18 protein-coding genes, 1 pseudogene and 2 riboswitches are annotated in these 23,249 nt (G+C 57.6%); of the genes and pseudogenes, 8 read left to right on the forward strand and 11 right to left on the reverse strand.

Going from position 1 to position 23,249, the window contains the following annotated elements:
- Positions 1–58 precede the first annotated feature (58 nt).
- The 4 genes and pseudogenes from NJLHNGOC_RS09720 to NJLHNGOC_RS09735 all read right to left on the reverse strand — a co-directional run bounded on the left by NJLHNGOC_RS09720 (position 59) and on the right by NJLHNGOC_RS09735 (position 4,912).
- Positions 59–835 carry an aspartyl/asparaginyl beta-hydroxylase domain-containing protein gene (locus NJLHNGOC_RS09720; RefSeq protein WP_113596194.1) on the reverse strand — a complete coding sequence of 259 codons (777 nt, stop codon included), beginning with the start codon at positions 833–835 and terminating at the stop codon, positions 59–61.
- Positions 836–840: 5 nt separating this feature from the next.
- Positions 841–1,830, reverse strand: coding sequence for a Rieske (2Fe-2S) protein (locus NJLHNGOC_RS09725; RefSeq protein WP_239021453.1), 990 nt, complete (start codon positions 1,828–1,830; stop codon positions 841–843).
- Positions 1,831–1,851: 21 nt separating this feature from the next.
- Complete coding sequence (locus NJLHNGOC_RS09730) at positions 1,852–2,580, reverse strand: uroporphyrinogen decarboxylase/cobalamine-independent methonine synthase family protein (RefSeq protein WP_239021454.1); 729 nt, start codon at positions 2,578–2,580, stop codon at positions 1,852–1,854.
- Between the two features lie 311 nt (positions 2,581–2,891).
- Positions 2,892–3,125: riboswitch (cobalamin riboswitch) on the reverse strand.
- Positions 3,126–3,273: 148 nt separating this feature from the next.
- A pseudogene (locus tag NJLHNGOC_RS09735) lies at positions 3,274–4,912 on the reverse strand (carbohydrate porin).
- A gap of 156 nt (positions 4,913–5,068) precedes the next feature.
- A riboswitch (cobalamin riboswitch) is annotated at positions 5,069–5,300 on the reverse strand.
- 329 nt (positions 5,301–5,629) lie between these two features.
- Here NJLHNGOC_RS09735 and NJLHNGOC_RS09740 point away from each other — a divergent pair.
- Together NJLHNGOC_RS09740 and NJLHNGOC_RS09745 are read left to right on the forward strand one after the other, a co-directional pair.
- A complete protein-coding gene (locus NJLHNGOC_RS09740) occupies positions 5,630–5,842 on the forward strand; it encodes a CbtB domain-containing protein (RefSeq protein ID WP_010518378.1) in 213 nt (70 codons plus the stop codon).
- A 13-nt stretch (positions 5,843–5,855) separates the two neighbouring features.
- A complete protein-coding gene (locus tag NJLHNGOC_RS09745) occupies positions 5,856–6,638 on the forward strand; it encodes a CbtA family protein (RefSeq protein WP_113596218.1) in 783 nt (260 codons plus the stop codon).
- 514 nt (positions 6,639–7,152) lie between these two features.
- Here the strand turns inward: NJLHNGOC_RS09745 and NJLHNGOC_RS09750 are convergent.
- On the reverse strand, positions 7,153–7,821 hold the full coding sequence (locus NJLHNGOC_RS09750; protein ID WP_239021455.1) for a DUF1826 domain-containing protein: 669 nt from the start codon (positions 7,819–7,821) through the stop codon (positions 7,153–7,155).
- Between NJLHNGOC_RS09750 and NJLHNGOC_RS09755 the strand changes: the two genes are divergently transcribed.
- Together NJLHNGOC_RS09755 and NJLHNGOC_RS09760 are read left to right on the forward strand one after the other, a co-directional pair.
- The gene (locus tag NJLHNGOC_RS09755; RefSeq protein ID WP_113596196.1) at positions 7,808–9,040 is read left to right on the forward strand and encodes a GTP-binding protein; all 1,233 of its coding nucleotides are present in this window, start codon (positions 7,808–7,810) and stop codon (positions 9,038–9,040) included. The two genes, NJLHNGOC_RS09750 and NJLHNGOC_RS09755, sit on opposite strands and share 14 nt — an antisense overlap.
- A complete protein-coding gene (locus NJLHNGOC_RS09760; RefSeq protein WP_113596197.1) occupies positions 9,033–9,365 on the forward strand; it encodes a DUF6525 family protein in 333 nt (110 codons plus the stop codon). The genes NJLHNGOC_RS09755 and NJLHNGOC_RS09760 overlap by 8 nt, the downstream gene beginning before the upstream one ends.
- Positions 9,366–9,479: 114 nt before the next feature.
- Here NJLHNGOC_RS09760 and NJLHNGOC_RS09765 read toward each other — a convergent pair whose 3' ends face one another.
- From NJLHNGOC_RS09765 to NJLHNGOC_RS09775, 3 genes are read right to left on the reverse strand one after another with little or no spacing between them, the layout of a single operon-like run.
- Entirely contained in the window at positions 9,480–12,647 is a 3,168-nt protein-coding gene (locus NJLHNGOC_RS09765) for an error-prone DNA polymerase (RefSeq protein ID WP_113596198.1), read from the reverse strand.
- Positions 12,644–14,182 carry a Y-family DNA polymerase gene (locus NJLHNGOC_RS09770; RefSeq protein ID WP_275399420.1) on the reverse strand — a complete coding sequence of 513 codons (1,539 nt, stop codon included), beginning with the start codon at positions 14,180–14,182 and terminating at the stop codon, positions 12,644–12,646. The genes NJLHNGOC_RS09765 and NJLHNGOC_RS09770 overlap by 4 nt, the downstream gene beginning before the upstream one ends.
- Entirely contained in the window at positions 14,082–14,858 is a 777-nt protein-coding gene (locus NJLHNGOC_RS09775) for an ImuA family protein (protein WP_113596199.1), read from the reverse strand. Before NJLHNGOC_RS09775 ends, NJLHNGOC_RS09770 begins: the two co-directional genes overlap by 101 nt.
- 263 nt (positions 14,859–15,121) lie before the next feature.
- On the opposite strand from NJLHNGOC_RS09775, the gene NJLHNGOC_RS09780 reads away from it, so the two are divergent.
- The 4 genes from NJLHNGOC_RS09780 (at position 15,122) to NJLHNGOC_RS09795 (ending at position 19,965) form a co-directional block, all read left to right on the forward strand.
- The gene (locus NJLHNGOC_RS09780; protein WP_113596200.1) at positions 15,122–15,772 is read left to right on the forward strand and encodes an SOS response-associated peptidase; all 651 of its coding nucleotides are present in this window, start codon (positions 15,122–15,124) and stop codon (positions 15,770–15,772) included.
- Positions 15,773–15,849: 77 nt separating this feature from the next.
- On the forward strand, positions 15,850–16,413 hold the full coding sequence (locus NJLHNGOC_RS09785; protein ID WP_113596201.1) for a hypothetical protein: 564 nt from the start codon (positions 15,850–15,852) through the stop codon (positions 16,411–16,413).
- A 340-nt stretch (positions 16,414–16,753) separates the two neighbouring features.
- Positions 16,754–19,069, forward strand: coding sequence for an AAA family ATPase (locus NJLHNGOC_RS09790; protein ID WP_113596202.1), 2,316 nt, complete (start codon positions 16,754–16,756; stop codon positions 19,067–19,069).
- 68 nt (positions 19,070–19,137) lie between these two features.
- The gene (locus tag NJLHNGOC_RS09795; protein WP_113596203.1) at positions 19,138–19,965 is read left to right on the forward strand and encodes a hypothetical protein; all 828 of its coding nucleotides are present in this window, start codon (positions 19,138–19,140) and stop codon (positions 19,963–19,965) included.
- Between the two features lie 514 nt (positions 19,966–20,479).
- Here NJLHNGOC_RS09795 and NJLHNGOC_RS09800 read toward each other — a convergent pair.
- The 3 genes from NJLHNGOC_RS09800 to NJLHNGOC_RS09810 all read right to left on the reverse strand — a co-directional run bounded on the left by NJLHNGOC_RS09800 (position 20,480) and on the right by NJLHNGOC_RS09810 (position 23,029).
- On the reverse strand, positions 20,480–20,746 hold the full coding sequence (locus NJLHNGOC_RS09800; RefSeq protein ID WP_133258723.1) for a hypothetical protein: 267 nt from the start codon (positions 20,744–20,746) through the stop codon (positions 20,480–20,482).
- Positions 20,747–20,775: 29 nt separating this feature from the next.
- Entirely contained in the window at positions 20,776–21,582 is an 807-nt protein-coding gene (locus NJLHNGOC_RS09805; protein ID WP_113596220.1) for an IS5 family transposase, read from the reverse strand.
- A 103-nt stretch (positions 21,583–21,685) separates the two neighbouring features.
- Positions 21,686–23,029 (reverse strand): IS1182 family transposase, encoded by a 1,344-nt coding sequence (locus NJLHNGOC_RS09810; protein ID WP_113596205.1) that lies wholly within the window; start codon positions 23,027–23,029, stop codon positions 21,686–21,688.
- Positions 23,030–23,249 lie beyond the last annotated feature (220 nt).

Raw genomic sequence — 23,249 nt, forward strand, 5'->3', positions numbered from 1 at the left:
AGCACCGCACTTTTTACACTTTATCATTCTGCGCCTTCTCGTTGTTACTATGACTGGATCAAACAGTCAGTCCGCTGGTTTGGCGTTCTGTCCGGGCCATCTCATGGTGGAGGGCATGCCAGTGTGCGAGATTGTTTTTGGCTTCTTGCACGAATGCCGAACGACGAACGGCCTTGAGAAACATACCCTGAACCAGACGGCCAACTCCGTATGTGGGCCGTTCAAACTGGATAAGCAACACTGCCCGATGATCCGATGTATTGTTCTGGACTTCATGAGGGTATGTGTCGTCAAACAGGATACATTTTCCATCCTGCCAGCATAACATTTGATCGTCTATCCGTATCCAGCAATCCCTGTAGTCCTGCGGCACCTGTAAACCCAGATGACAGGTTAACAGCCCTTTGGTCACTCCATTATGCAGCGGAATACGCGCACCAGGTTCAAGGAAAGAAACAAAGGCCGAGTTCAGTCCGGGAATGGCCGCAGCAAACCGTGCTGTGCAGGGCATCCGCCGGCAGTTCTCCAGAACGCAGTTCCCGTAGCCGTAAAGGAAAAATGACTTCCATCTTGTATCGGGTGCAATACGCGTATGGTCTGGCGAAATATCGCGCAGAGCGGGAAAACTGCTTACCCCTTGCGTCATAAGGATCCTGAATTCCTCTATAATCCGGAACGCCCGCTGTTCCATGTTGGAAATCCATGGGAAAAGACTGGTATCAAGAACTGGCGTATCGGGAACAAGGGAATTGTGTGCAATCAGCGTGTTTAATAGAGGCCGCACTTTTTTACCAACCCGAATGATAAATGGCCGACCAGCAACAGCATCCGACATGAAATCTATCCTTCTTTAGCCATCCTTTGGTTATTTTTAGTTACAAGATCCTGCATAGCTTGTGCTGGCGGAAAGAAATCACTGTGCCCCACTCGACCAGACTGTTGGATGGCAGACCACTCCGCTTCCGGGAGGCTCTGCTCCTTCCACAGCAGTTTCCATAATAATTTCGCCCAAAGAGAACCCGATACGCGACCTGGCAGACGCGTATGGTCCTGCCGTATGGATATTTTACCGCACACACGTGTTCGGCCGTCACGTCCGGTCGGCATGTAACCAAGCCATATCTCCGCGCATAGTGTGGCATCGTCTTCGGAAGAAAAATAAACGTTCTGGTCAACCAGGGTCGTATCGACCGTCGCCCGCCAGGGCCGTGCCATACCAGGCAGAACCGATAATGGTGTGGAAGCCACAACACGGTAATGACTGGAAATCTGCTGTTCGGTAATGTTCTGATCAAGATAGGTTACCGATCCTGATGTCGTCCTTCTCCCAAAGCGTTGTACATGATCCATCAGAAGCGGAACTGGCGCATTGATTTCGCGTATGAATGTTTCATGACACCAGTCTTTACCATCGTGATGCGTCATGGCGGGAATCAACGCTTCGTCTGCATCCTCGGCATTACCTGAATACAGGAATATCCAGCCTTCTTTCTCCCTACATCCCCAGCCTTCCGCGCGCGGCGGCATTTCTTCCAGAACCATATCAGGAGAATAGCAACGGCCACTGCGTGCAAACTTGATCCCATGCAACGGACATCTGATAAAGGTTCCGCTGACCACGCCACGACTGAGTGGTACCTGACGATGCGTACACCGGTCATCAAGTGCGAACACCAGCCCTGCCTCTGGACGGACAATGACAACCGGTCTGCTGCCGCAATAAACCCCGATTGCTTTTTGATGTCTCAGATCTGCACTGCGCAAAGCGGGATACCATTGTGCATTGTGGTCCGGATCAAAAGGTTGCAGTAGAGTATCTGTCATGCCCATGACAATTCCTCCAAAATCTTGTTAATGGACGAAGGTCGCCGCCACGCAAGCACGTTGAACCTTCGCCAGGTCTGAAAGTGTATTGTGAACCTCAGGCGGTAATTGCCTACCGTCCTTATTGGTGAAACGCATTGTCGTAGACGGTGTAATAATCACGCGCCTTCGTGGACATTCTGATCGGATCTTATCTATCCATCGCAGCGCGCTATAGACATCCGTTGGAATCCGATTCAGGCCGTCCACAACTCCCAGAAGAAGGTCACAGCGCGGATTAAGATTAGAGAGCACCGATGGAAGTTCTGCGCCGCCGCGCACCATATCAATATGAAGGCCATTCATCGGCAATGACATGACGTGGGGCAGGTTACGCCAGAAGCCCCCACCTCCCCCGACGAAGACGAGGGATAGTGCATGTCCGGATGCCACCTCTGCCATGCTCCGCCATGCCAGTTCCATCGCCGTCTGGCGTTCTTTCGACATCGGACCAGCCGTTGTGACAGGTTCCGTAATCTGAACCCAGAAACAGCCTGCCGTGGCGAGTTCGTGCAGAATCTCGATGTACACCGGAAGAAGCTTCAATAACAACAGGACAGGGTCCGTGCCGTCAGTCCGGTCACATGCGGCAAGAAAGCTCACTGGCCCTAGAAGCACAGGCACAGTCGCGATCCCGCGTTGCCATGCATCAACAAATGCATCGCGGACAGGATTGCAGCATAAGTGGAAGAACGTCTGATCTGTCAGTTCGGGCATGCGCTTCCTGCCGCACTGAGGAGCCTTCCCCACACCCACCATCTGTGCTGTCTGCCACACGCGATGCCAGTCATCCGGGCAGGAATTGGACGCTACATGCGAGACGCCTGTACGCCGCTGCAAAGCGGTCAATGCGGGGGTATCAAAACCCGAGAGACCAAGCGTCCCGGTCAGTAGCATGAGGGTTCACCGCAGGTCTGCGCATCATCATGCCAGTTTGTAATTGTGGAAGTGCCATGTCGTTCAGCGACAGGCAAGCCTATGCAGTGCTGCAAAGCCGTGCTCCTGCCTCCGGTTCATCCCGCCCGGCGGCCGTGAGATCGACAGTGGCAGGTCTCCTGGCTCACGGATTATCGCAGATCGTGTCTACCTTCCCGTTGCTGATACAACAGTGGCCCATTCCCCTCAGAAAATGGACGACACGACCCCATACCGCTTACAGTTGCGGGAGCAGCCACCGACTGGCTTCCGGGATGGACCCTGCCGAAGCGGAACGGTGTTCCCTTTTCATCCGTTTGCACGGAACCACTGACTATATAGAAGGCGAATATGCCACCACCTTCCACTTTTCAGCAATGTTTTCCTTTCAATGCTGATCAGACGGCCAAGTACACTCTACGTCTTATCATATTCATACGTTTTATATGATTTAACAATAATATAAATTATTACTTTCTGTTCGTGTATTTATACTTAAAAAGTAATGCTGCTGTGCAGGCCGAAAATCGCTTCGTCACCTACGCGGCGCAAACCGGTCCAATCCGGCGCGCCGCCCGAAGGGTGCCATACGTACTGGAAATCAGGCTGCATGACCATCCACGGCGTAACCTGCGCCTGATAGGTCAGTTCAAGATGGTTTTCATTGCCCTGCACAAGCGTCTGGCTGTCGCGGTCAAATTGCCGCAGGCCGGAACTGGCGCGACCAATGCCCCAGCCCAGACCGATCGTGTCGTTATCGCGCCCCTTGAACGGCGCCTTAAGATTCAGGCCGGCGTCAATGGCGAAGCTGATCTGGTTACGATCACCGCCATTACCCGTGGCGCGTACGAACACGCCCACCGAGCGGGCCGATGTGAGCGACGGCCGCCAGATCATCTGGTCGATGATACCATACACCATCCAGTTACCCCGGTCCCAGCGCGGGGTCAGGTCACTTTGTGGCGTGGCTGCAGTGGCGTTGGCCACTGCTGCTCCTAACGAACCGCCATTGCGGTTGTAACGATAGTCGGCGAACTTCGCGGTATCATAGAACCCGCCCAGCTTGTACACGCCCGGCAGGCCAGGATTCTTGGTCACGTTCGACATGTCGGCCGGCTGCGGGTTAAGCGCGTATTGCAGTTCGGTCATCAGCAGGGCGCCGGTGCCCATGTTGAAATTGGTGCCGTTGGCGCCATCATAGGTCTGGCTGGTGGGATCGGAATTATAGCCACTGATGGAGCCGGTAGCCTGCTGGATGGGGGTAGAATTATAGCGGTTACCCGGCGGATTGTCGTCCGCTGCGGCAAACATGAAGGTGAACTTCTCGCTCGGCCGGTAGCGGATCCGGATGGCGGGAGACGACAGCGGCCAGGATGGCCCGCCGCCATACAGGTTGACCGAGGGCGCCATGGGCCAGCCGAAATTGGCGTTGAGGTAAAGCGAGGCGTAATCGCTGATCAGGAACTCGGTATCAAGATCCTGCTGGCCGATCTTTACGTCCAGTTTGCCGCCAAGGAAAGACTGCTGGTACCATAGTTCGAACAGGCGGGTGGAACGGTCAGCCTCAAATCCGCTGACAGGGTTGAAATTGGCCAGATGGTCCTGCGAGATCGAGCGTCCGCGTGTCTGCAGTGCGCTGACATTGAACAGCCCCCCCCTTCAGCCCGAACAGTTTCTCGGTATCGACGGTCAGCGTGGGCATGGTTACACCGTCGTAGGACGGGCCGGTGCCTGATCCGCCTGCACCATCATTACCAGAAGCCGAACCGCCAGTCCCGTTGCCCCAGAGTTCATCGACTTCCTGGATGTCGAAGCTGATGCCGTGCTTGTACATCCATGACCGCGCGCCCCACATATTGCCTAGCAGGTTACCACTGGTGTCGAGTTTATCGTCACCAGCCGCCTTCTCCGCAGCATCGGCTTGCGCGCGCTCCGAATCACGTATGGTTGCTGGGTCGATCTGCTCAACCAGCGGAGTGGAGTTGCCAAGGCGCGCCCGATCTTCCTCGATCTGGGTCTGAGGAGCCTGAGCATAAGCGGCTGAGTATGCGAAGAGACTTCCTACCAGAGTGGAATTGATAAAAAGCACACGAGCCGAGCGTCGCGTAACGCCCGGAGAGTCAAGAAATGTCATGGAGGGAGCCTGTCGGGGAAGCGTCGGTAAAAGGAGCAACAATTCCGAATGCAGTCATTTCCCGACTGGGAAACAAACACGCATGCCATCGCGACAGAGCGTCAAAGAAGAAAATGCATCACGCCTTGACCCGCCTCCGGCTCCACCCGCCCGGCGACATATCTGAACTCGACGGTAGGTCTCCTGACTCACGGGTCACCACGTTGCATCCGCCTTCCCAACCGAAGTCAGTGGCTGCTACCCAATCTGGTAGCTGAGGACACAATGCTCGCCGTCTACAGTTGCGGGGGCAGCTGTCGACTGAACTCCCGGGGAAATTACCCCAGCCAGAGTTATACGACATTCCCTTTTCACCCGTTCGCACGGGACCGTCGACTTGATAGACAGTGTTATAAAATTCTTATCCCCAAAAAGGCAAGACAGGATAATTAGAGAAATCCCTTCCTGATGGATATTGACCGCCTGCGCTTCGGCGTTTCACCTGCAGCCGTGGTAGTTCATGTCAAATTATGTCAGGCTATGCTCTTTTAGGAGTTTTAGATTAAGGGAGAGTAGATTATACCCCTGCAGGCCATAAACGCGGAAGCCGGTGAAATCCCGGCACGGTTGCGCCACTGTAAGCAGGTGTAGAACACAATTTTCTACCCGAAAGTCAGACCCGCGCATGGCTCCGTTCCGAGCGAAACAGGACGCATTTTTCTTGAGGAGTCGTATAAAATGTCTGATACTGCAATAGGTTCCCACGCTATCCCCTCTCCCGCGCCTATTCCCGTCAGAGAGATAGCGCCGTGGTTGGTTTTCGGCTTGCTGATGCTGCTGGCCCTTTATTTTGTCGGCGCAGAGGAAGGGGCGACATCAATTATTCCTGGCATGTATGTGCACGAGTGGGTGCATGACAGTCGCCATCTTCTGGGTTTCCCCTGCCACTGACATGGAAAACAGAATGATGGTCCGCACCCTACTTATTCGCGGAATGCTCGTCGGTTTTCTGGCCGGCATTCTGGTATTCAGTTTCGCAAAAGTTTTTGGAGAACCTCAGGTCGATCATGCCATTGCATTTGAATCTGCCATGGACGAGGCTAAAGCCAAGGCAGATCTGGAGCGAGGCATCCATGATGTTGAAGAGCCGGAACTTGTAAGCCGGAAACTTCAAGCCAGTTACGGATTGCTCACAGGTGTAATGGTTTACTCGACGGCGTTTGGCGGGCTTTTCGCTCTTGTATTTTCTTATGCAAATGGGCGCATGAAAAGCACAGACCCTCGTGTTGTGTCTGTTCTGTTGGCGATAACCGGGATTATTGCAGTATATGTGGTGCCAAGCATCAAGTATCCTGCCAAGCCGCCATCCGTAGGAAACCCGGATACAATCGGCATGCGGACAGAATTGTATTTTATAATGATGCTGGTCTCCCTACTGGGGATGATCGCAGCCACAATGCTTCAGGGACGCTTACGTCAGCAATATAATGCATGGACATCAACTTATCTTGCAGGCGCGTGTTATATTCTGATTGTCTTTACAACAGGCGAGTTACTTCCTGCGGTTAATGAAGTCCCCTCTAATTTCCCTGCTGATTTGCTCTGGAATTTCAGGATTGATTCCTTAGGCATGCAGATCATCATGTGGACCACACTGGGTCTAGGTTTCGGTGCCTTTACTGAATATGCAAATCGAAACCGGTTTGGATATCGTAATGGCGCTAACATTCAGCTTAATGCCCATTAAAATGGCTTGAAATTAAAAACGTGAGAACTGGCGTTGACTTGAAGTCACGCCAGATACTCAATGACAATTACGAGATTTTTCCGCGATATTTATGGGGAACTCGCCAATATCCATCACAACGTACTGTTTTCGGTTGCCGATTTCCCCATGCGCCAACAGGCGTAGGAAAGGGCGACAATCTCGCGACCAGATGGCGCCCTTCCCTTTTCTTTGCGCAAGCAGTCCAAAACCCGGCATCTGCCCTGACAGAACTACAGACTAATATTAAGCCCGACAATAATATCACGCGTCGCTGTTTCGTGCCCCAGTGTCATGGACACTATGCCCGCCACCTTCATATCGGCGCTACGCCACAATTCATCGTTCCAAACAAAGGAGCGATCAGCCCATGCTGATACGATTTAACCATGACTCGGGCTGTCCATCACGCCGACAGTTCGCCCTGCTGTCGGGCAAGAGCGTTGGCGATCATGGCCGAAAGCAACCTGAATGCTACGGCGTTAAGGCGTCATTGTCATCCCATGCCACACGCGTCCGGATGGTCAAGGGTCAGAAGCAGGCGCGTAACAGGAACCGGGAGATCCGAGATGGGCGGCGAACGGTGCAGTACTGCTCCTTTTGTCGACCAGCCGGGATATAACCGCCCTTTCAGAAGGGTGATCCAGCACGCTGGCGTATCATGGATGATCTCGCTGTCAGCATGTTTCCATTGAACCCCAGGGCCAGTGTAGGTGCACAGGAGGCGTAACGGAACATGGTCAACATGAAAGCGGCGGCAACTGTCGTGTCTGACCTTTTCCAGCCGGAAGCGGATTTCGGCCGTGCCCGACAGGCGCTGATAACGACAGGCAAGATTCAGGGCGTCGTCAGCAAGCGCCTGCGTGCCTGCCGGTAAGAAAGTTCGCAACTCGGTTTCAAGAATTTCAATGGTGCCCCGATGCAGAAACAGGTCCGGGCCGTGCGCATTCCACAAGGCCGCAGCCTGCATGATGTCCTGCCCGAGGTGACGTTCCTGCTGAACGATGAAACAGTCTTGCCTGTCAATGTTCTGGAACGGCATCGGGATAGCAGAAAGCGGACGGGTCGGACAGGACTGTCGCATGTCAGGGCCTTTAGGGATTGTTATATTATAACGTAACATATAGGTTCGGCGGATCGCAACCCAATGAATGGTGTCCGTCATGCGCGAAAGACTTCCGGTAACGGTTCTTTCCGGCTTTCTGGGAGCTGGAAAGACAACGCTTCTCAACCATGTGCTCAATAATCGCGAGGGCCGGAAGGTCGCGGTGATCGTCAATGACATGAGCGACGTGAACATTGACGCTGACCTGGTGCGCGACGGCAGTGACCTGTCCCGAACAAATGAAACGCTGGTCGAGATGAGCAATGGCTGCATCTGCTGCACGTTACGCGATGACCTGCTGCACGAAGTCCGGCGACTGGCGGAAGAAGGCCGCTTCGATTACCTCCTGATTGAATCGACAGGGATTGCGGAGCCGCTTCCGGTTGCAGCGACATTCGAGTTTCGTGACGAGGCGGGCGAGAGCCTGTCCGACATTGCACGGCTCGATACGATGGTCACGGTGGTGGATGCCGTCAACCTGCTGAAGGATTACGCCTCAACGGACTTCCTGCGCGACCGGGGCGAGACGGCAGGCGATAGGGATGACAGGGCACTGGTTGACCTGCTGGTCGAACAGATCGAGTTTGCCGATGTGGTGGTGCTGAACAAGATCTCGACCGCCACAGCGGCGCAGCGCGAGGCCGCGCGGCAGGTCATTCAAGCCCTGAATGCCGATGCGGATATTATCGAAACCGATCAGGGCATCGTGCCCTGCGCACGCATTCTGGATACGCACCGCTTCGATTATGACCGGGCGCACAAACACCCGCTCTGGTACAAGGAACTGTTCGAATTCCACGACCATGTTCCCGAGACCGAGGAATATGGCATCCACACTTTCGTCTGGCGTGCCCGCCGCCCGCTGGTGCCCGAACGCTTCAAGGCCTTTATCGACTCTTCCTGGCCGAGCGTGATCCGGGCGAAGGGCCATTTCTGGCTAGCAACCCGCCCGGACTGGGTGGGCGAACTGGGACAGGCGGGCGCACTGGTGCGCACCCAGGCCATGGGGCGCTGGTGGGTGACGATACCCAAAAACCAGTGGCCGGACAGTGATGAATGGCGCGACCTGATCCTGTCGAAATGGGACCCGGTTTATGGTGACCGTCGGCAGGAGATCGTATTTATCGGCACGGCAGAAATGGATGATGCCGCCATTGCCGCAGTGCTGGATGCCTGCCTTGTGCCCGACTTTGATGGGCAGCAGTTCGATCCGTTGCTGTTTGCCCATCTGCCTGACCCATTCCCCGCCTGGGGGCAGGGAGAAATGGCGGATGCGTAAGGTGACGGAAGATAACGAACGGACATTACGCCACGAGATGTGGCGGCGGTATGCAGGCAATGACTGGGCCGCCTTTGACGCGCTGCCCCCAGCAATCCGCCAGCGGGTAACAGCGCATGCCTATGATGCCTGGTCGGTCAATGTGATGATGCTGTGGCAACATTACAAACGGCTTTATGGACGCACGATGCGCGCCGAGCGCGCGCTGATCCGGTATCTTGATTATTGCGAACGGCTGGAGCGCGAAGCTTTCGCGTCACGCTACAGCGCAGCCTACGGCATGGTCCTGCCGCATGACGCCGCCTGCGTGTCAGTGCTGAGGTAAAATCAGTATTTTACTATCATGGCACTCGTATTTTCAGAGAGCATCCTCATTGGGATCGCCAGCCTGAAAAATAATCCGATGCTGCCCGTTGGGACGATTATGCCTGTAGAGCGTTCAATGGAAATTTCGTGCCTTAACCACGATATTTTCTCGCAAGCGACCCTGCTCAGGGTCGGAGAAATCGTGCAACGACCGATTTCCCACATCGGCCAGCAGGAAGGAGAGATCCACAATCTCACGCGTCACGAGATGCACCACCTCCCCTTCCTTCTGCAACCGTCCGACAACCCCCAGCATCTGGCCTGACAGGACCATCCGGCGGAAACGCTCGAACATATCGGGCCAGATGATCACGTTGATCGCCGCCGTTTCGTCCTCCAACGTCATGAACACCACGCCCTCGGCTGAACCGGGCCGCTGACGAACCAGCACCAGCCCAGCCACCGACAGGCTGCTCCTGTCCCGGGCCTCCAGGGCCTGCCGGCACGTCACCATCCCGCGCTCGATAAGATCGGCACGCAGGAAGGCCAGAGGATGATCCCGCAGGGTCAGGCCCGTGCGGTTGTAATCGCGTGCGACCTCGGCCCCGTCGCGCATGGGCTGGAGCAGCACGTCGGGTTCTTCTGCTTCACGCACGACGGCGGCTGCGGCAAACAGCGGCAGGGGTTCGTCACGTAATGCCTTGATCGCCCACAGCGCCTCACGCCGGGCCAGGCCCAGCCCTGGCCGGAAGGCGTCCGCCTCGGCCAGATGGGTCAGGGCCGTCCCCTTCACCCCTGCCCTGCGCCACAGATCGTCGACCGAGGCAAAGGGCCGGTCGCCCCGCGCGGCTACGATCCGGGCGGCCTCCTCATTGGCCAGCCCTTTTACCAGGTTCATGCCCAGACGGACGGCAAACAGCCCGTCATCCCGCTCCGGGCCTTCGAGCGTGCTGTCCCAGCGCGAGGCGTTGACGCAGACCGGCCGGATCTTGACCCCATGCTCGCGGGCGTCGCGCACAAGCTGGGCCGGAGCGTAGAAGCCCATGGGCTGGCTGTTCAGGAGTGCTGCCAGAAACACATCCGGATGGGTGCATTTCATCCACGATGACGAATAGGCCAGAATGGCGAAGCTGGCCGCATGGCTTTCGGGAAAGCCGTAACTGCCAAACCCCTCCAGTTGCTGGAAGATGCGTTCGGCAAAGGTCTCGGGATAACCCCGCGCCGTCATCCCCTCGATCAGGCGCGTGCGGAAGCGCGAGACCGTGCCGGCGTTCTTGAAGGTGGCCATGGCGCGGCGCAGCTGGTCGGCCTCGGATGCCGAAAACCCGGCACACACCATGGCCACCTGCATCACCTGTTCCTGGAACAGCGGAATGCCCAAGGTCTTCCTGAGCACCTTTTCGAGTTCCGGCGTCGGGTAGATTTCCTTTTCCTGTCCGGCCCGCCGGCGCAGATAGGGATGCACCATGTCGCCCTGGATGGGACCGGGCCGGACGATGGCGACCTCGATCACCAGATCATAGAACACCCGGGGCCTGAGACGCGGCAGCATGGACATCTGCGCCCGGCTCTCGATCTGGAACACCCCGATCGTATCGGCCTTCCGGATCATGGCGTAGGTGCGCGGGTCCTCGGCCGGGATGGTCTGCAGCGTGTAATGCTGTCCCTTGTGTTCGCCCAGAAGGTCCAGCCCCTTCTTCATGCAGGTCAGCATGCCCAGCGCCAGCACATCGACCTTCATGAATTTCAGGACGTCGATATCGTCCTTGTCCCATTCGATGATCTGGCGAGCGTCCATGGCCGCCGGTTCGATCGGCACCAACTCATCCAGTCGATCATGGGTCAGGACAAACCCGCCGGGATGCTGCGACAGGTGACGCGGCACGCCGATCAGGCAGCGGGCCAGATCCAGCGTCAGCCGGATGCGCCGGTCGGACAGGTCGATCCCCGTTTCATCCAGCGCGTCCTCATCCAGCTTGCGCCCCCAGCCCCAGATCTGGCCGGACAGGGTGCGGATCAGGTCTTCGGGCAGGCCCATGACCTTGCCGACATCGCGCAGCGCCCCCTTGGCACGGTAGCGCGTGACCACCGCGGTGAGGGCCGCATGGTTGCGACCATAATGGCCGTAAATCCACTGGATCACCTGCTCCCGGCGCGCATGCTCGAAATCCACGTCGATATCGGGCGGCTCGCGGCGCTCTTCGGAGACGAACCGTTCGAAGAGCAGCGACGTCCGTGCCGGATCGATGGCGGTAATGCCCAGCACGTAGCAGACAGCGGAATTGGCTGCCGATCCCCGCCCCTGGCACAGGATGCCCTGCGATCGGGCGTAACGGACGATGCTGTGGACGGTCAGGAAATACGGTGCATAGTCCATGCGCCCGATCAGGGCGAGTTCATGGCTGAGGGTTTTCCTGACCTCGGGCGGAATCCCTTCGGGATAGGCCGCTGCCGCCCCTTCCCAGGTCAGGGCTTCGAGCGCCTGCTGCGGCGACTGGCCCGGGACGGAGACTTCATCAGGATACTGGTAGGCCAGGTCATCAAGGCTGAACCGGCAACGGGCCACGATCTCACGGGTCCGGTCGATCGCTTCGGGATAGCGACTGAACAGTCGGGCCATTTCTGCGGGCGGCTTGAGGTAGCGGTCCGCATGGCGCTCACGGGCAAACCCGGCCTCGTCGATGGTGGTATGGTTGCGGATGCAGGTTACCACATCCTGCAGGATGCGCCGGTCGTGGGTGTGGAACAGCACGTCATTGGTCACGATCGCTGGCACCCGTGCCTGATAGGCGAGGTTCGCCAGTTCATACAGCCGCATCTGGTCATTGGGCCGGCGCCGCAGGGTCAGTGTCATATAGGCCCGGTCGGCAAAGGTGTCCTTCAGCTTGCGCAGATGCAGGGCGCAGGCATCATCCGCCGTATCCGGGAGCAGGATGACAAGAAGGCCTTCACCCCATGTGACCAGATCCTCCCAGAGCAGATGACACTTCCCCTTCCCGGCCCGGGCCTTGCCAAGGCTCAGCAGTCGGCACAGGCGACCATAGGCGGCCCGGTCCGTCGGGTAGACCAGCACAGGCGCAAAATCAGCGAGGTCGAGACGGCAGCCCACGACCAGGCGGATGCCCGTCTCTTTCGCGGCCACATGGGCCTGCACCATGCCTGCCAGGGAATTGCGGTCGCAGATGCCCAGCGCTTCAATGCCAAGGGCCTTCGCCTGCTCGAACAGTTCAATCGGTGAGGACGCGCCGCGCAGGAAGGAGAAATAACTCGTCACCTGCAGTTCGGCGTATGGCACGCTCATTCAAAGAGACCGTGCAGGAACCAGCCCTGCGAACCGGTCTCGCCATGTTCGCCATCCCCGGTCCGGTAAACCCAGAATGTCTCGCCGCTGGTATCTTCCACCCGGAAATAGTCCCGCACGGTGGTCAGTTCGGCATCCCCTTTCCACCATTCGCCAAACATGCGCTCAGGGCCATCGGCGCATCTGATCCGGCGGCGGATGCCACGCCAGATGAAAAAGACCGGCGGATGGTCGGGCAGCACCGCCATGGTCTGGATCGGCTCGGGACGAGGCAGCAGGCGCGTGGGGCGCGGCCAGTGATCCGGCCACTCCCGTGCTTCCTCGGGTGCAAGGGCGGGCACGCGGCAGACAGCCCGTTCCGGCACATCGCTTTCCACCGGGGCGAAGCGATACAGGGCCTGCGTGCCGACACGATTGGCCAGGGTATCGATCAGGTCGGAGACGTCGGCCTCTTCTTCCTCGATCAGGGCGGATACACCCTGGCGGTGCAGGATCGGCTCGGCCAGCGACGCGGTCAGCACCATGCGCTCGATCCCGAAGCCCGGATCGATGGTCTCGATCCTGTCACAGAGCAGACGGGTCAGGCGTCTGACATCCCGTACCGGCATGGCCGTGGCCACGCGGACGGCCTCGGTGCGGCTGTCCACCCGGTGCAGCAGCAGGTCGAGGCGGCGCACGCCCTGCTCGCGTTCCTCCAGCCCGGCGCACAGGGGCGGCACGAGTTTGGTGATGTAGCGGGCTATGGTCTCGGCCGCGCTGATCGGTTCGGCAAAGTTCCGGCTGACCTGCACCGGCGCCTGCAGCCGGACCGGGACAATGGCTTCCGCCTGTCGTCCAAAAGCCTGGTCCAGCCTGCGGGCGACATCCGGGCCGAAGCGCAGGGCCAGCGGCGCGCGCGGCATGCCGGCCAGCGGGCCGATGCGTGACACGCCCAGCCCATGGAGGCCATCGATGATATCCACCGGCAGGCGCAGGGCTTCGATCGGCAGGTCGGCAATCACTGCTGCCATCTCACCCGGCGGCACGATGGTGATGCGTCCCCGGTCATAGCGCGCCAGCGCATGGGCCGCACCCCATGTATCGGCAATCGCGGCCCGGGCCGTGATCCCGGACTCCTTCAGGCGTGTGATCATGTTCTCCAGCATGATGGCCTCGCCCCCATGCAGGTGATCTGCACCCGTCGTATCCAGCACGATGCCGTCTGGCGGATCGGGGGCCACGATGGGGGCGATGCGGTGCTGGAACCATAGCGCCAGCCGCTCCAGCCCAGCCCGGTCACCGTCCGGGTCGGCATCCATGATGACCAGATCGGGATGGAGCGCCTGCGCTTTCGCGACAGGCGTGCCGGGACGCAGGCCCAGCCTGCGGGCGGCGAGATCGACCGACAGGATGACCCGTCGCGTCCCTTCCCGCCCGGCCAGCACCAGCGGGCGGTCAGGCGCGGGCGCGTCGGTTCCCAGCCGCTTCCTGAGCCGCTCTGTCGGCCAGAGCGGCAGGTAGAGCGAGACGACACGGTGCCAGTCTCCCTTTGGCATCACAGGCCTCCACTTCAAAATCGGCGCATTCGCCCGCGCGGACACGGATGAGTTCCAGCAGCCAGCGGGACCGGCCGACGCCGGGGACCGGCAACGACACGGATGGCAGGACCGAGACCCGCCACCGGGTGACCGACGCCGTGGGTTGGCCGAAATCGGCCGCATCCGTCTGCCGCCGCCAGCGTCGTATGGCAATGCCCAGCGCGCCGGATGTCTCGGCCGCCAGCTGCAGGCGGCGTGAGGCGGTCATGGACAGGCGGGCCACCTCGGCCACGACTGCACCCAGCCCCTGATGGCGCAATGCCTCCTCGAAACAGGCCAGGACATCGACGTCCGAACTGGCCGCGACATAAATGGTCCGTCGTGCCGACAGCCCGACCTGCTGCAGTGCCGGGGCATACAGGTCCTGACGGGTGGCGATCCACAGCACCTTGCCCCGTGTCCGCGCTGCGATTCCGGCAGAAAACAGCCCGGATGCCGCCGCATTGAGGGCATCATGACCGCCGCCTGCCACCTCATGCAGCGCGCCCAGCGCCAAGCCGCCATCCGGCAGGCGACCGTCGATCTCGGGCATGCCGAAGGGCAGCACGCCCCGCCTCCGCCGGCCCTGGCCTTCGAGGCGGCTGACCTGTGCTCTCAGCGCCTCCAGCGCGGGACGGGGTTTGGGTGCGGGCATGGGGTCGGACAGTCCATTCGGATGTTTCTGGCACGGAATCAGTGATTATGTTCGTTATTTGTTCTGTCACGGTGACGAATGTCAACCCATTCTGGAAAAGCGGCTGTGATCCGGACGCGGGCACAAGCCCGCCACACGGCCAGGCTTGATGAAAACTGTCTGGATTGCAGGGGTTTATCAGGAACAGTCCAGCCGTCCCCGTCCTGCAGGGTGGATACCGTCCGGCAGGATACCCATTATTGGACTCGCGAAAGGATGGCGTGATGTGCAACCTCTATGCGATGACCAGCAGCCAGCAGGCGATCCGGGAGGCGGCCCGGGTCATGACCGACCGCACCGGCAATCTCCAACCCCTGCCCGAGATCTGGCCCAACACTCTGGCGCCCATCGTGCGGAACGCGCAGGACGGGCGTGAACTGGTCATGGCGCGCTGGGGCATGCCCACGCCGCCGGGCTACCTGAAAGGCCACAGGGTCGATCGGGGTGTGACCAATATCCGCAATCCCACCTCGACCTGGTGGAAGCGCTGGGAAGGTATCGCGCATCGCTGCCTGGTGCCGCTCACGGCCTTTTCCGAACCGGAGCGCCTGCCGGATGGTACCAGCAGGCCCGTCTGGTTTGCCCGCAGCGATGGGGAGCCGCTGGCTTTCTTTGCGGGAATCTGGTGCCAGTGGACGTCAGTACGAAAACTGGCGGATGGCGAGACGACGGATGACCTGTTCGGCTTCCTGACCACCACGGCCAACCGGGAAGTTGGCGCCATTCATCCGAAAGCCATGCCGGTCATCCTGACCCGGCCGGAAGAACTGGACCTGTGGATGAATGCGCCCTTGGACGATGCGCTACAACTGCAACGTCCTCTGCCCGACAACGCCCTAAAGATGGTACATGCTCCCCCGGTAGGCAGTTATTAAATGTCGCCTTTGCGGGAAAAGCAGAATGACCGCTCTGGAGCCGCAACAGGTGGCAAGCTGCCGTCCTTGTGGCAGTAATGACCTATGACCGATGCTGTAGAATCTGGACGAGCGATGTCGCAGGGCCCATTGATGAGTGGTCGGAAGCCGTCTACGCGGCCCTTCACACTTGGGATATTGCCCGCGACGGTGAATGGACGCGCTGGGAGCCTGGCTATCTTTTGCTCACGATCAAGCGCGTAGATGGCCGCGAGATAGAACCTGTCGTGCTTTACACTGCTGACGAAGAATTGACAGTCAGTTTCGGATACTGGGTGACACACGACCCAGCCCCATACGAGCTTTGGGACGCTGAAGCAGATGTTATCGCAGAATATGCCAAGTTGCTCGTCGCGCAATGGCTGAATGGAGAGATACGCACAGCCGTTGTTACCGACGCGAACGGCAAATGGTGTGGGACCACTACGATCAAGCAGGGAGAACTTGGGCCTCAGTTGGAGGCCACTGCGCGATGGGTGCGTGGTTCCCATCCGGAGCAGGTGGAAGTTCGCACACCAGCAAAAAGCGACTGGAAGATTTACCCTGTGGATCCAAATTGGCTAAAACTGCCTGTGCTCTCGTCCGATCCGCTTCCGGGATAGAAATACGTCATAGTCTACTTGGAGGCGACTGCCGCTTGTCTGCCCCTGCATCACTGTGCCGTCTGTCTGCCGTGGGAGGGGCAGCGGTCTGTCTTCTTCGAGGCAAAAACAGTGAAAGCGGACGTCTCCGCCAATACCGGCGGGGTTCATTCAAAAGCCCGGACTGCTTCGTTGTCCAGAAAACCTGATGACGCGGGCAGTCCGAAGGGTAAAGGAACGTGCCTCTGTTTCCGCTCGATTTGCGAACGAACTCGGGTTAATGCCATAGTAGACTGCCGCTTCGGGTCCATCACTGAAACGATGAACGCGCAACCGGCCGAACCATGTGCCGGATTACGCGATGCTCAGCAAGATATTGGAAGTTCAAAAGGTCGGTCGGTTTGAACGCCTTGAGGCGTCGCGGATTACGTTCACGAAGGCCCTGCTTGTTTTCGGCGAAAACGGCTGGGGAAAGTCTACACTGGCGGATCTCCTGCGGTCCGCCGCGACCGGGTCTGCCGCGATCGTAGAAGGCCGGGAGACGCTTGCAAGCGCCGGCACTCAGAAGGTCCGTCTTCTTTTCGAAAGGCTGCCAGCAGAATATTCTTTAGGAGTATGGACAGGTCACAGGCCGATGATAGCGGTGTATGACCAATGTTTCATTAACGATAACGTCTATTCCGGCGATGCCGTGTCCTTGGATCATCTCAAGCGACAATATGGTATCGTGATTGGATCGACCGGAGTTTTGCTGGTTCGAGCTATCGACCAATTGACCGATCAGGTCAATGAATTCGATAAAGCTTTCCGAGATGCCGAGGCGATCATAAATGCGGCTTTGCGAACGCACAACGTTCAGTTGAAGCTCCCAGCCTTTGTTGCTCTCGAAACCGACGATGCAATCATTCGCTTAATCGACGAGAAGACAACCGAAATCGGGATCGTTGAGAAATCGGCAGAGATCGCCCGACTAACGCTTCCTGACGCCTTGGACGTGCCGACTGAGGCCGCTATCTTTCAGAATGTCCTTGATCGTGGAATTGACGACATGGCCACTGGCGCTCATCAGGCGCTTCATGATCACATTGCAAAGCATAGCAGGCAGCTTGCAAAGGGTGATGAACTTGTCTTGCCCCAAGAGGCATGGCTTGAAGCTGGGCTACAATATCAGAACTCGGATAAATGCGCCTTTTGCGGCCAGTTTTTGGCAGATCGTACGCTTATAGATATCTATACTGTATTCTTTAGCAATCAATACAAACTCCTCTCAGCTGAGGTTCGCAAGCGGCGCGCTACGCTTCAGCGTTATATTAATGGAGATTTTAAAAAACAGGTGCTGGGTAAGCTGGCAGAGAACGCGAGCCGTTGGCAGGCTTGGTGTACCCTCACAGGGGTACTGGCGCCAGAAGACAACAGCGATACAGTCAAAGAGTTGATAGGAGAGCTGGAGGAGTGCGCACGCGCCCTCAACCGTTTTTTTGAATTGAAACAAGAAGATCTAGCTGAGCCAGTAGCTCATCCAGATTTGCAAAATACACTTGCGATCTGGAGCGAGCGAAGGAAAGGTATTCTCACGCTAAACGAAGAAATTGAGGCCCATCGTACAACGCTCAATGCTTTGCGTGCAAAATACGCGGCGGGTAATCTTGGCAACCTGAAAGCCCAGCTTGCACTCTTGAACGCGCGGCGCCTCCGGGCCGACGCGACAATTCAAACGGCCGTTCTTAGCAGACAGAAGGCGGATGAGAATAAGACCCGTTACACAAACGAGCGTGCCAGACGTCGAGCCGAGTTAACTACATATTCTAATACTGTAGCGACGACCTTAGGTGGAAATATTAACACCTATCTACATAGACTGGGAGCTGGGTTTGAAATCGACTACCAGAAGCCAAATTTCCGGAGCAAAGAACCGGCTGCAGAATATCACATTTTGATAAAGAATGTACGTGTTCCTCCACGAAGCGGTGACGACAATATTGCTCAACCAAGTTTCCGGAACACTCTGTCAACGGGTGACAAATCGGTTTTGGCTCTCGCGTTTTTCTTGGCATCACTAGCATCGGACTCACGTCTTGCGGAAACGATTGTCGTTTTGGACGACCCGTTTACAAGCCTTGATGAATTCCGCCGAACATTCACGGCAAACGAAATCAAGAAATTGGTTTCTAAATCCAAACAGGTCATTGTCCTCTCCCACGACAAGGCCTTTCTTAGGCTCCTATGGGAACGCATCGATCACGCTCTTATTACATGTGTTGCCGTTCAGACCGGCGCACCGGGCATCTCAACGCTGACGCGCTTCGATATAGGGACTTCGACCCTGCCGCGGCACGAAACCGAGCGTACAAAAATGCTCGACTTTCTCGACGACACTGTTGGCGATCCGTCCGAAATCCGCGCGTTGCTCCGCAAGGTATTGGAGTATTTCTATAGACAGGCAGACCCGCAGAGCTTTACTCAGAGCGAAACGCTGGACGGCATCATCCGAATCATGAAGAGTGCTCCGGCAGATTATGTTTATAAGGCAGCTTTAGAAACACTAGAAGAAATCAATTTTTATACCAGGAATTTCCATCATGCCCCGGTATCTGGAAGCGTGAACGAGGAAACGAACGTCGAGGAGCTTAAAATCTACTGCCGAATGGTCCGTGATCTTACGCGCGGTGCCGTATGATATTGTGCAACAGATCATTAGATACTTTGTTGTACGTCACTATATGACATCGTCTTGAGAGGCACAGTTTGACCACACTCCTTTCCTGGGTGTCTTTCAGCGACACCGGAGAATCCCCCGACAAGCCCCGCGCTGTCTATCTCGCGTCTGACAGTAGGATCACTTGGAACACCGCCGACCGTCGCTGGGACAGCGGTCGCAAGGTATTCGCGGTAACAACCGCGCCACATCTCTTCGGATTTTGTGGCGATGTCGTCCTTCCGAGTCTTATCCTAGGCCAGGTGTCGGCGGCGATCGAGGCGGGCATCTTGATCGATCCACTTGCGACGGCGGACGAACAGCACCAAGCGGTGCTCGGCGCGGTTCGGCGCTGCGTAGCGACGACTGTTGCGACACCATCCCTCGACTTCACCATCCACCACCTGACGCGCTCGGCTGATTGGCCGAATACGGAGTTTCGTGCATGGAGAATTGATTACAATGTCACCGAACGGCAGTGCACGTCGTCGCCTATCGCCATTCCCGCGACTACCGGGCTTATTGAGTCTTTCGGCACAGGTCAGGATGCAGCAAGAGTGCATCGGACCAAATGGTTGGTCTCCGATATCGGCAACCGCAGTCGGGCAATCCTTTCCGCATTCCAAGATGCTATCATCTCGGGCGACGATCCCCTGTCTGGAGGCGCGCCCCAATTGGCGGCGCTTTACACCCGTGGTCCGCCCGAACAAATCGGCCTCGTCATCGGAGAACGTCGGTTCCTCAATGGGCTGGAGGTAGAGGTGTCGCCAATGCTAAATGCGGTCGAATGGCGAGACCAGCTTGGGCAGAGGGTTGATCCGGTAACGGGCCTCTTGAGGTCGGGTGCGCGGCGCTTTGTTCGCCCAGGTCGAATTTAGTCTTACGCCCGCCGAGCACTGCACCGCGCCGGGATCGGCATAGACCAACGTTCGTACTTCGTGCGTTCATGTCCGCTTTCTGGAATCGAAGATTTAGCCGGCAAGGTCTGCGAAGAGGCGCAGCCTGCCTGTCTGTATCCTTGATGCGGATAAGCAGTTGAGCGGGAAACGGAATAGCCGGTTTTAAGCTCGCTTAGCATAGCTCTATATCTTGATGCGTCGTGGTTGAGACGTGTATTGAAAAACGGCATTAGCTTTTGCCAGAGCACCCTCCAGAAGGTCGACAGCAACTGCTTTGCCGCCGTGTATGTTCGCTTGAGACGCGGATTGACTGCAAAAGGCGTCTCAAAAAGGGAACACACAGGCCAAGACCACAATTTCCGAAAAAAATGCCGAATAGCCCCATAACCAGCGAGAAGGGCACTATCGTCTATGCAGCAAAGATAGCATTCCGTGCCTCGCCAAATGCGCGTCAGATTTTCCGGGGTGAGAAGTTTGACCTGGTCGCCGCGACTTAATCAAGGATCGCACGCCCTTCCTCGTCCTCGCTCACCCGCTGGCGCGGCGGAACCGCTTCTCCATGCAGTTGGGAGCGCAGATCCTCCCAACATTCCTGAAAGACGTTCCAATTGTACTCGTCGTAGGTTCCTTTGAAGATAATCGGGCAGATTTCAATACGGGGGAGATCAGACCCATTTCTCCCAGCATCAATCGCCCGCCGCAGCATCTTTGCCCACATGGAATTCACGCAGTCGACGCAGCCGATTTGCTGCTCGACCAAGGGAGACACAAATAAGCGGCTAGAGGGTGTTATGCACATTGGGCGAGCATAGCTGCATTTCTAAGCATGAAACATGCGAATGCGATGACATGGAGACTTGCGAGGGGTGAGGCATAACGCTCGTAATCTTTGACGAGCCTACGACAGCGTGTTGCCCATGCGAAAGATCGCTCGACAACCCATCGGCGCGGCAGCAGGACAAAGCCACGTTTGGCTTCGAGCAACCTGACAAACTCAAGGGAGATCCCTTGGGCCCGTACTGTCCCGGTAGTTTTCTCGCCGGTATATCCCTGATCGACATAGGCCAGTTCAACGCTCTTGTCCGTTGCATCCTGAATGGCGGCGGCAAGACGTCCGACCTCGGCGCGATCATCCCGACTGGGTGGTGTGACATGCAGGGCTAGTAGGTGCCCAAGCGTGTCCATGGCCATGTGCAGCTTTGATCCCTTTTTGCGCCTGGCTCCATCATATCCGGCGCGGGAACCGCTTTCCGGCGTCGAACGTAATGTCCGGCTGTCGAGAATGGCTGCCGTTGGCTCCGCCCTGCGGCCAGAAGCGATACGCAGCACGGCACGCAGATCAGACACCAACGCATCAAAACAGCCTGCCTCCATCCAACGACGGGATTGCTGGTAGACCGCTGACCACGGCGGAAGGTCGTTCGGCATGGCCCGCCAGGCTATCCCGTAGCGGATCACGTAACGCAATCCATTGAACAGTTCGCGCAATGCGTGATGTCGTTGTTGCGCATCCTCGCGCATCAGGACCAGATACGGGACAACCAGAGACCATTCTTCGTCCGATACATCAGAGGGATACGGTTTGCGTGCAGGCATCATCCCTTATTATTGCACCACGCAGGCACGAAAGTACATAACACCCTCTAGCAGCCTGTCGGGTTGGGCATTTTGCGGCTGATAACGCCGAGGCAGACCCGGCTTATGCTGCGTGAAGCCGAGCCATTCTTTTGCAGTTGTATGCGAGAGCGACGAGTGTCCATTCGGTCGTAACTTTTGCAAGGCTGCGCAGACTGAATCTTCTGAACCCCATGATGCTTTTGATAATTCCAAAGACCGGTTCAACGGTCTGTTTTCGTAGTCTGTAAACATCTCCGGCTTCTGTGGTTTCCAGCCTGTCCTTCATGGCTAGCCGCCAGGGTTCGGTTATCCGGCGTGGCTCCTTGTTTTCAGGAGGTGGCCGGAAATCATATGGCCTGCGGGCGCGAAGCCGTCCGATGGCGACCAGCGGATCGATGCCTTTTTTCCGCAGGTCCCGGACTGCCTGCCCGTTGGCGTAACCGGTGTCGGCGAGCACTGTCTTTGGGAGACCGATCGTGTTTTCCATCGACAGCACCGTGCTGGTAAAGGACGGCGCGTCCGCTGACGTGGCGACAACGCCGGTTGTCACGATCAGCTGGCTGCCTTCAGCGCAGACCACAGCCTGAGCATTGTAAGCCTGCCGGAACTCATGGGCGTCCGAACGCCGCATGAGGCGGCTGTCCGGATCAGTCAGGCTGATCTGTCTCTCGGGTGGTGGTTCATCATCGGGCGGTTTCGGCGCCCGGCCGCGACGCCCTGTTTTTGCGTCATAGACGGCTTTCTTTTTCTCGTATGCCGGTCGCGCCGCCTCGGCCTGAGCCTTCGCGTCAGCTTCCAGCCGGGCGCAGGCTTCATCCAGCTTCGCTTTCAGCGTTTCCCGGCGGGCAAGTTCTTCCGGCAATGCCTGCGGATCACTGTCTGTGGCGTCCGCGTGCTCCGCCTGTTCCATCAGTTTCGCGATATCCACCCCCAACTGTTCACGCAGGGCCCTGATCCGGTCGTAGCGCAGGGAGCGGTATTTCGAGGCGTCGGCATCAATCTTCGTGCCGTCGATCGACACCACACCCAGACGCAGCAGGCCCGTCTCGCGCGCCAGAAGCAGGACCTGCGCAAATGCAGCTTCAATGGCCGTCCGGTTCGTTCGGCGAAAGGCGGCAATCGTGTCGTGATCCGGATGCAGGTTCGCCGCCACGAAGCGCACCCCGATGTCACGATATGTCGCCCGCTCGATCCGCCGTGAGGAAAAAATCCCGTTCGCGTAACTGAAAATCAGAAGAGCCAGCATCAGCCGCGGATGATACTGCGCCTTGCCACCCGTGCGCACCGGCACGCAGAACGCGGTCATCGGAACCCGCTCAACAGCGGCAACAATGAAATGCGCCATATCGTCAGCCGGAAGCCACGACTTCAAATCAGGCGGCAGAAGATACGGCTGAGACCGGTCAAACGGGATAAAGCTGCTCATCTCATAACCTTACAACCGCCCCCCTTCACAGGGTACCCCAACCCGACAGGCTGCTAGGAGGCAGGCCGCCTCAACCGGACTGCCTGTCAAATCCAACTCTAAAAAAAACCACGACGTTTCACGAATGAGGCAACAAAATGTGATAGATCGGAGTTCGTTTTTTTGAACTTTCGTTCGTTATATGTTCTATTATTAAGAGAGTGATTCTGCGGTTGCCTTA

The organism is Novacetimonas cocois (assembly GCF_003311635.1).
Taxonomy (GTDB): Bacteria; Pseudomonadota; Alphaproteobacteria; order Acetobacterales; family Acetobacteraceae; genus Novacetimonas; species Novacetimonas cocois.

Excerpts from the sequence above, each read along its gene's own strand:
- NJLHNGOC_RS09785 (WP_113596201.1), top strand. The coding sequence starts at position 15,850 with ATGACCTATGACCGATGCTGTAGAATCTGGACGAGCGATGTCGCAGGG.
- NJLHNGOC_RS09740 (WP_010518378.1), top strand. The coding sequence starts at position 5,630 with ATGTCTGATACTGCAATAGGTTCCCACGCTATCCCCTCTCCCGCGCCT.
- NJLHNGOC_RS09725 (WP_239021453.1), bottom strand. The coding sequence starts at position 1,830 with ATGGGCATGACAGATACTCTACTGCAACCTTTTGATCCGGACCACAAT.
- NJLHNGOC_RS09720 (WP_113596194.1), bottom strand. The coding sequence starts at position 835 with ATGTCGGATGCTGTTGCTGGTCGGCCATTTATCATTCGGGTTGGTAAA.
- NJLHNGOC_RS09770 (WP_275399420.1), bottom strand. The coding sequence starts at position 14,182 with ATGCCAAAGGGAGACTGGCACCGTGTCGTCTCGCTCTACCTGCCGCTC.
- NJLHNGOC_RS09730 (WP_239021454.1), bottom strand. The coding sequence starts at position 2,580 with ATGCCCGAACTGACAGATCAGACGTTCTTCCACTTATGCTGCAATCCT.
- NJLHNGOC_RS09775 (WP_113596199.1), bottom strand. The coding sequence starts at position 14,858 with ATGCCCGCACCCAAACCCCGTCCCGCGCTGGAGGCGCTGAGAGCACAG.
- NJLHNGOC_RS09750 (WP_239021455.1), bottom strand. The coding sequence starts at position 7,821 with ATGACGGACACCATTCATTGGGTTGCGATCCGCCGAACCTATATGTTA.
- NJLHNGOC_RS09760 (WP_113596197.1), top strand. The coding sequence starts at position 9,033 with ATGCGTAAGGTGACGGAAGATAACGAACGGACATTACGCCACGAGATG.
- NJLHNGOC_RS09780 (WP_113596200.1), top strand. The coding sequence starts at position 15,122 with ATGTGCAACCTCTATGCGATGACCAGCAGCCAGCAGGCGATCCGGGAG.
- NJLHNGOC_RS09745 (WP_113596218.1), top strand. The coding sequence starts at position 5,856 with ATGATGGTCCGCACCCTACTTATTCGCGGAATGCTCGTCGGTTTTCTG.
- NJLHNGOC_RS09810 (WP_113596205.1), bottom strand. The coding sequence starts at position 23,029 with ATGAGCAGCTTTATCCCGTTTGACCGGTCTCAGCCGTATCTTCTGCCG.
- NJLHNGOC_RS09765 (WP_113596198.1), bottom strand. The coding sequence starts at position 12,647 with ATGAGCGTGCCATACGCCGAACTGCAGGTGACGAGTTATTTCTCCTTC.
- NJLHNGOC_RS09805 (WP_113596220.1), bottom strand. The coding sequence starts at position 21,582 with ATGCCTGCACGCAAACCGTATCCCTCTGATGTATCGGACGAAGAATGG.
- NJLHNGOC_RS09790 (WP_113596202.1), top strand. The coding sequence starts at position 16,754 with ATGCTCAGCAAGATATTGGAAGTTCAAAAGGTCGGTCGGTTTGAACGC.
- NJLHNGOC_RS09755 (WP_113596196.1), top strand. The coding sequence starts at position 7,808 with ATGGTGTCCGTCATGCGCGAAAGACTTCCGGTAACGGTTCTTTCCGGC.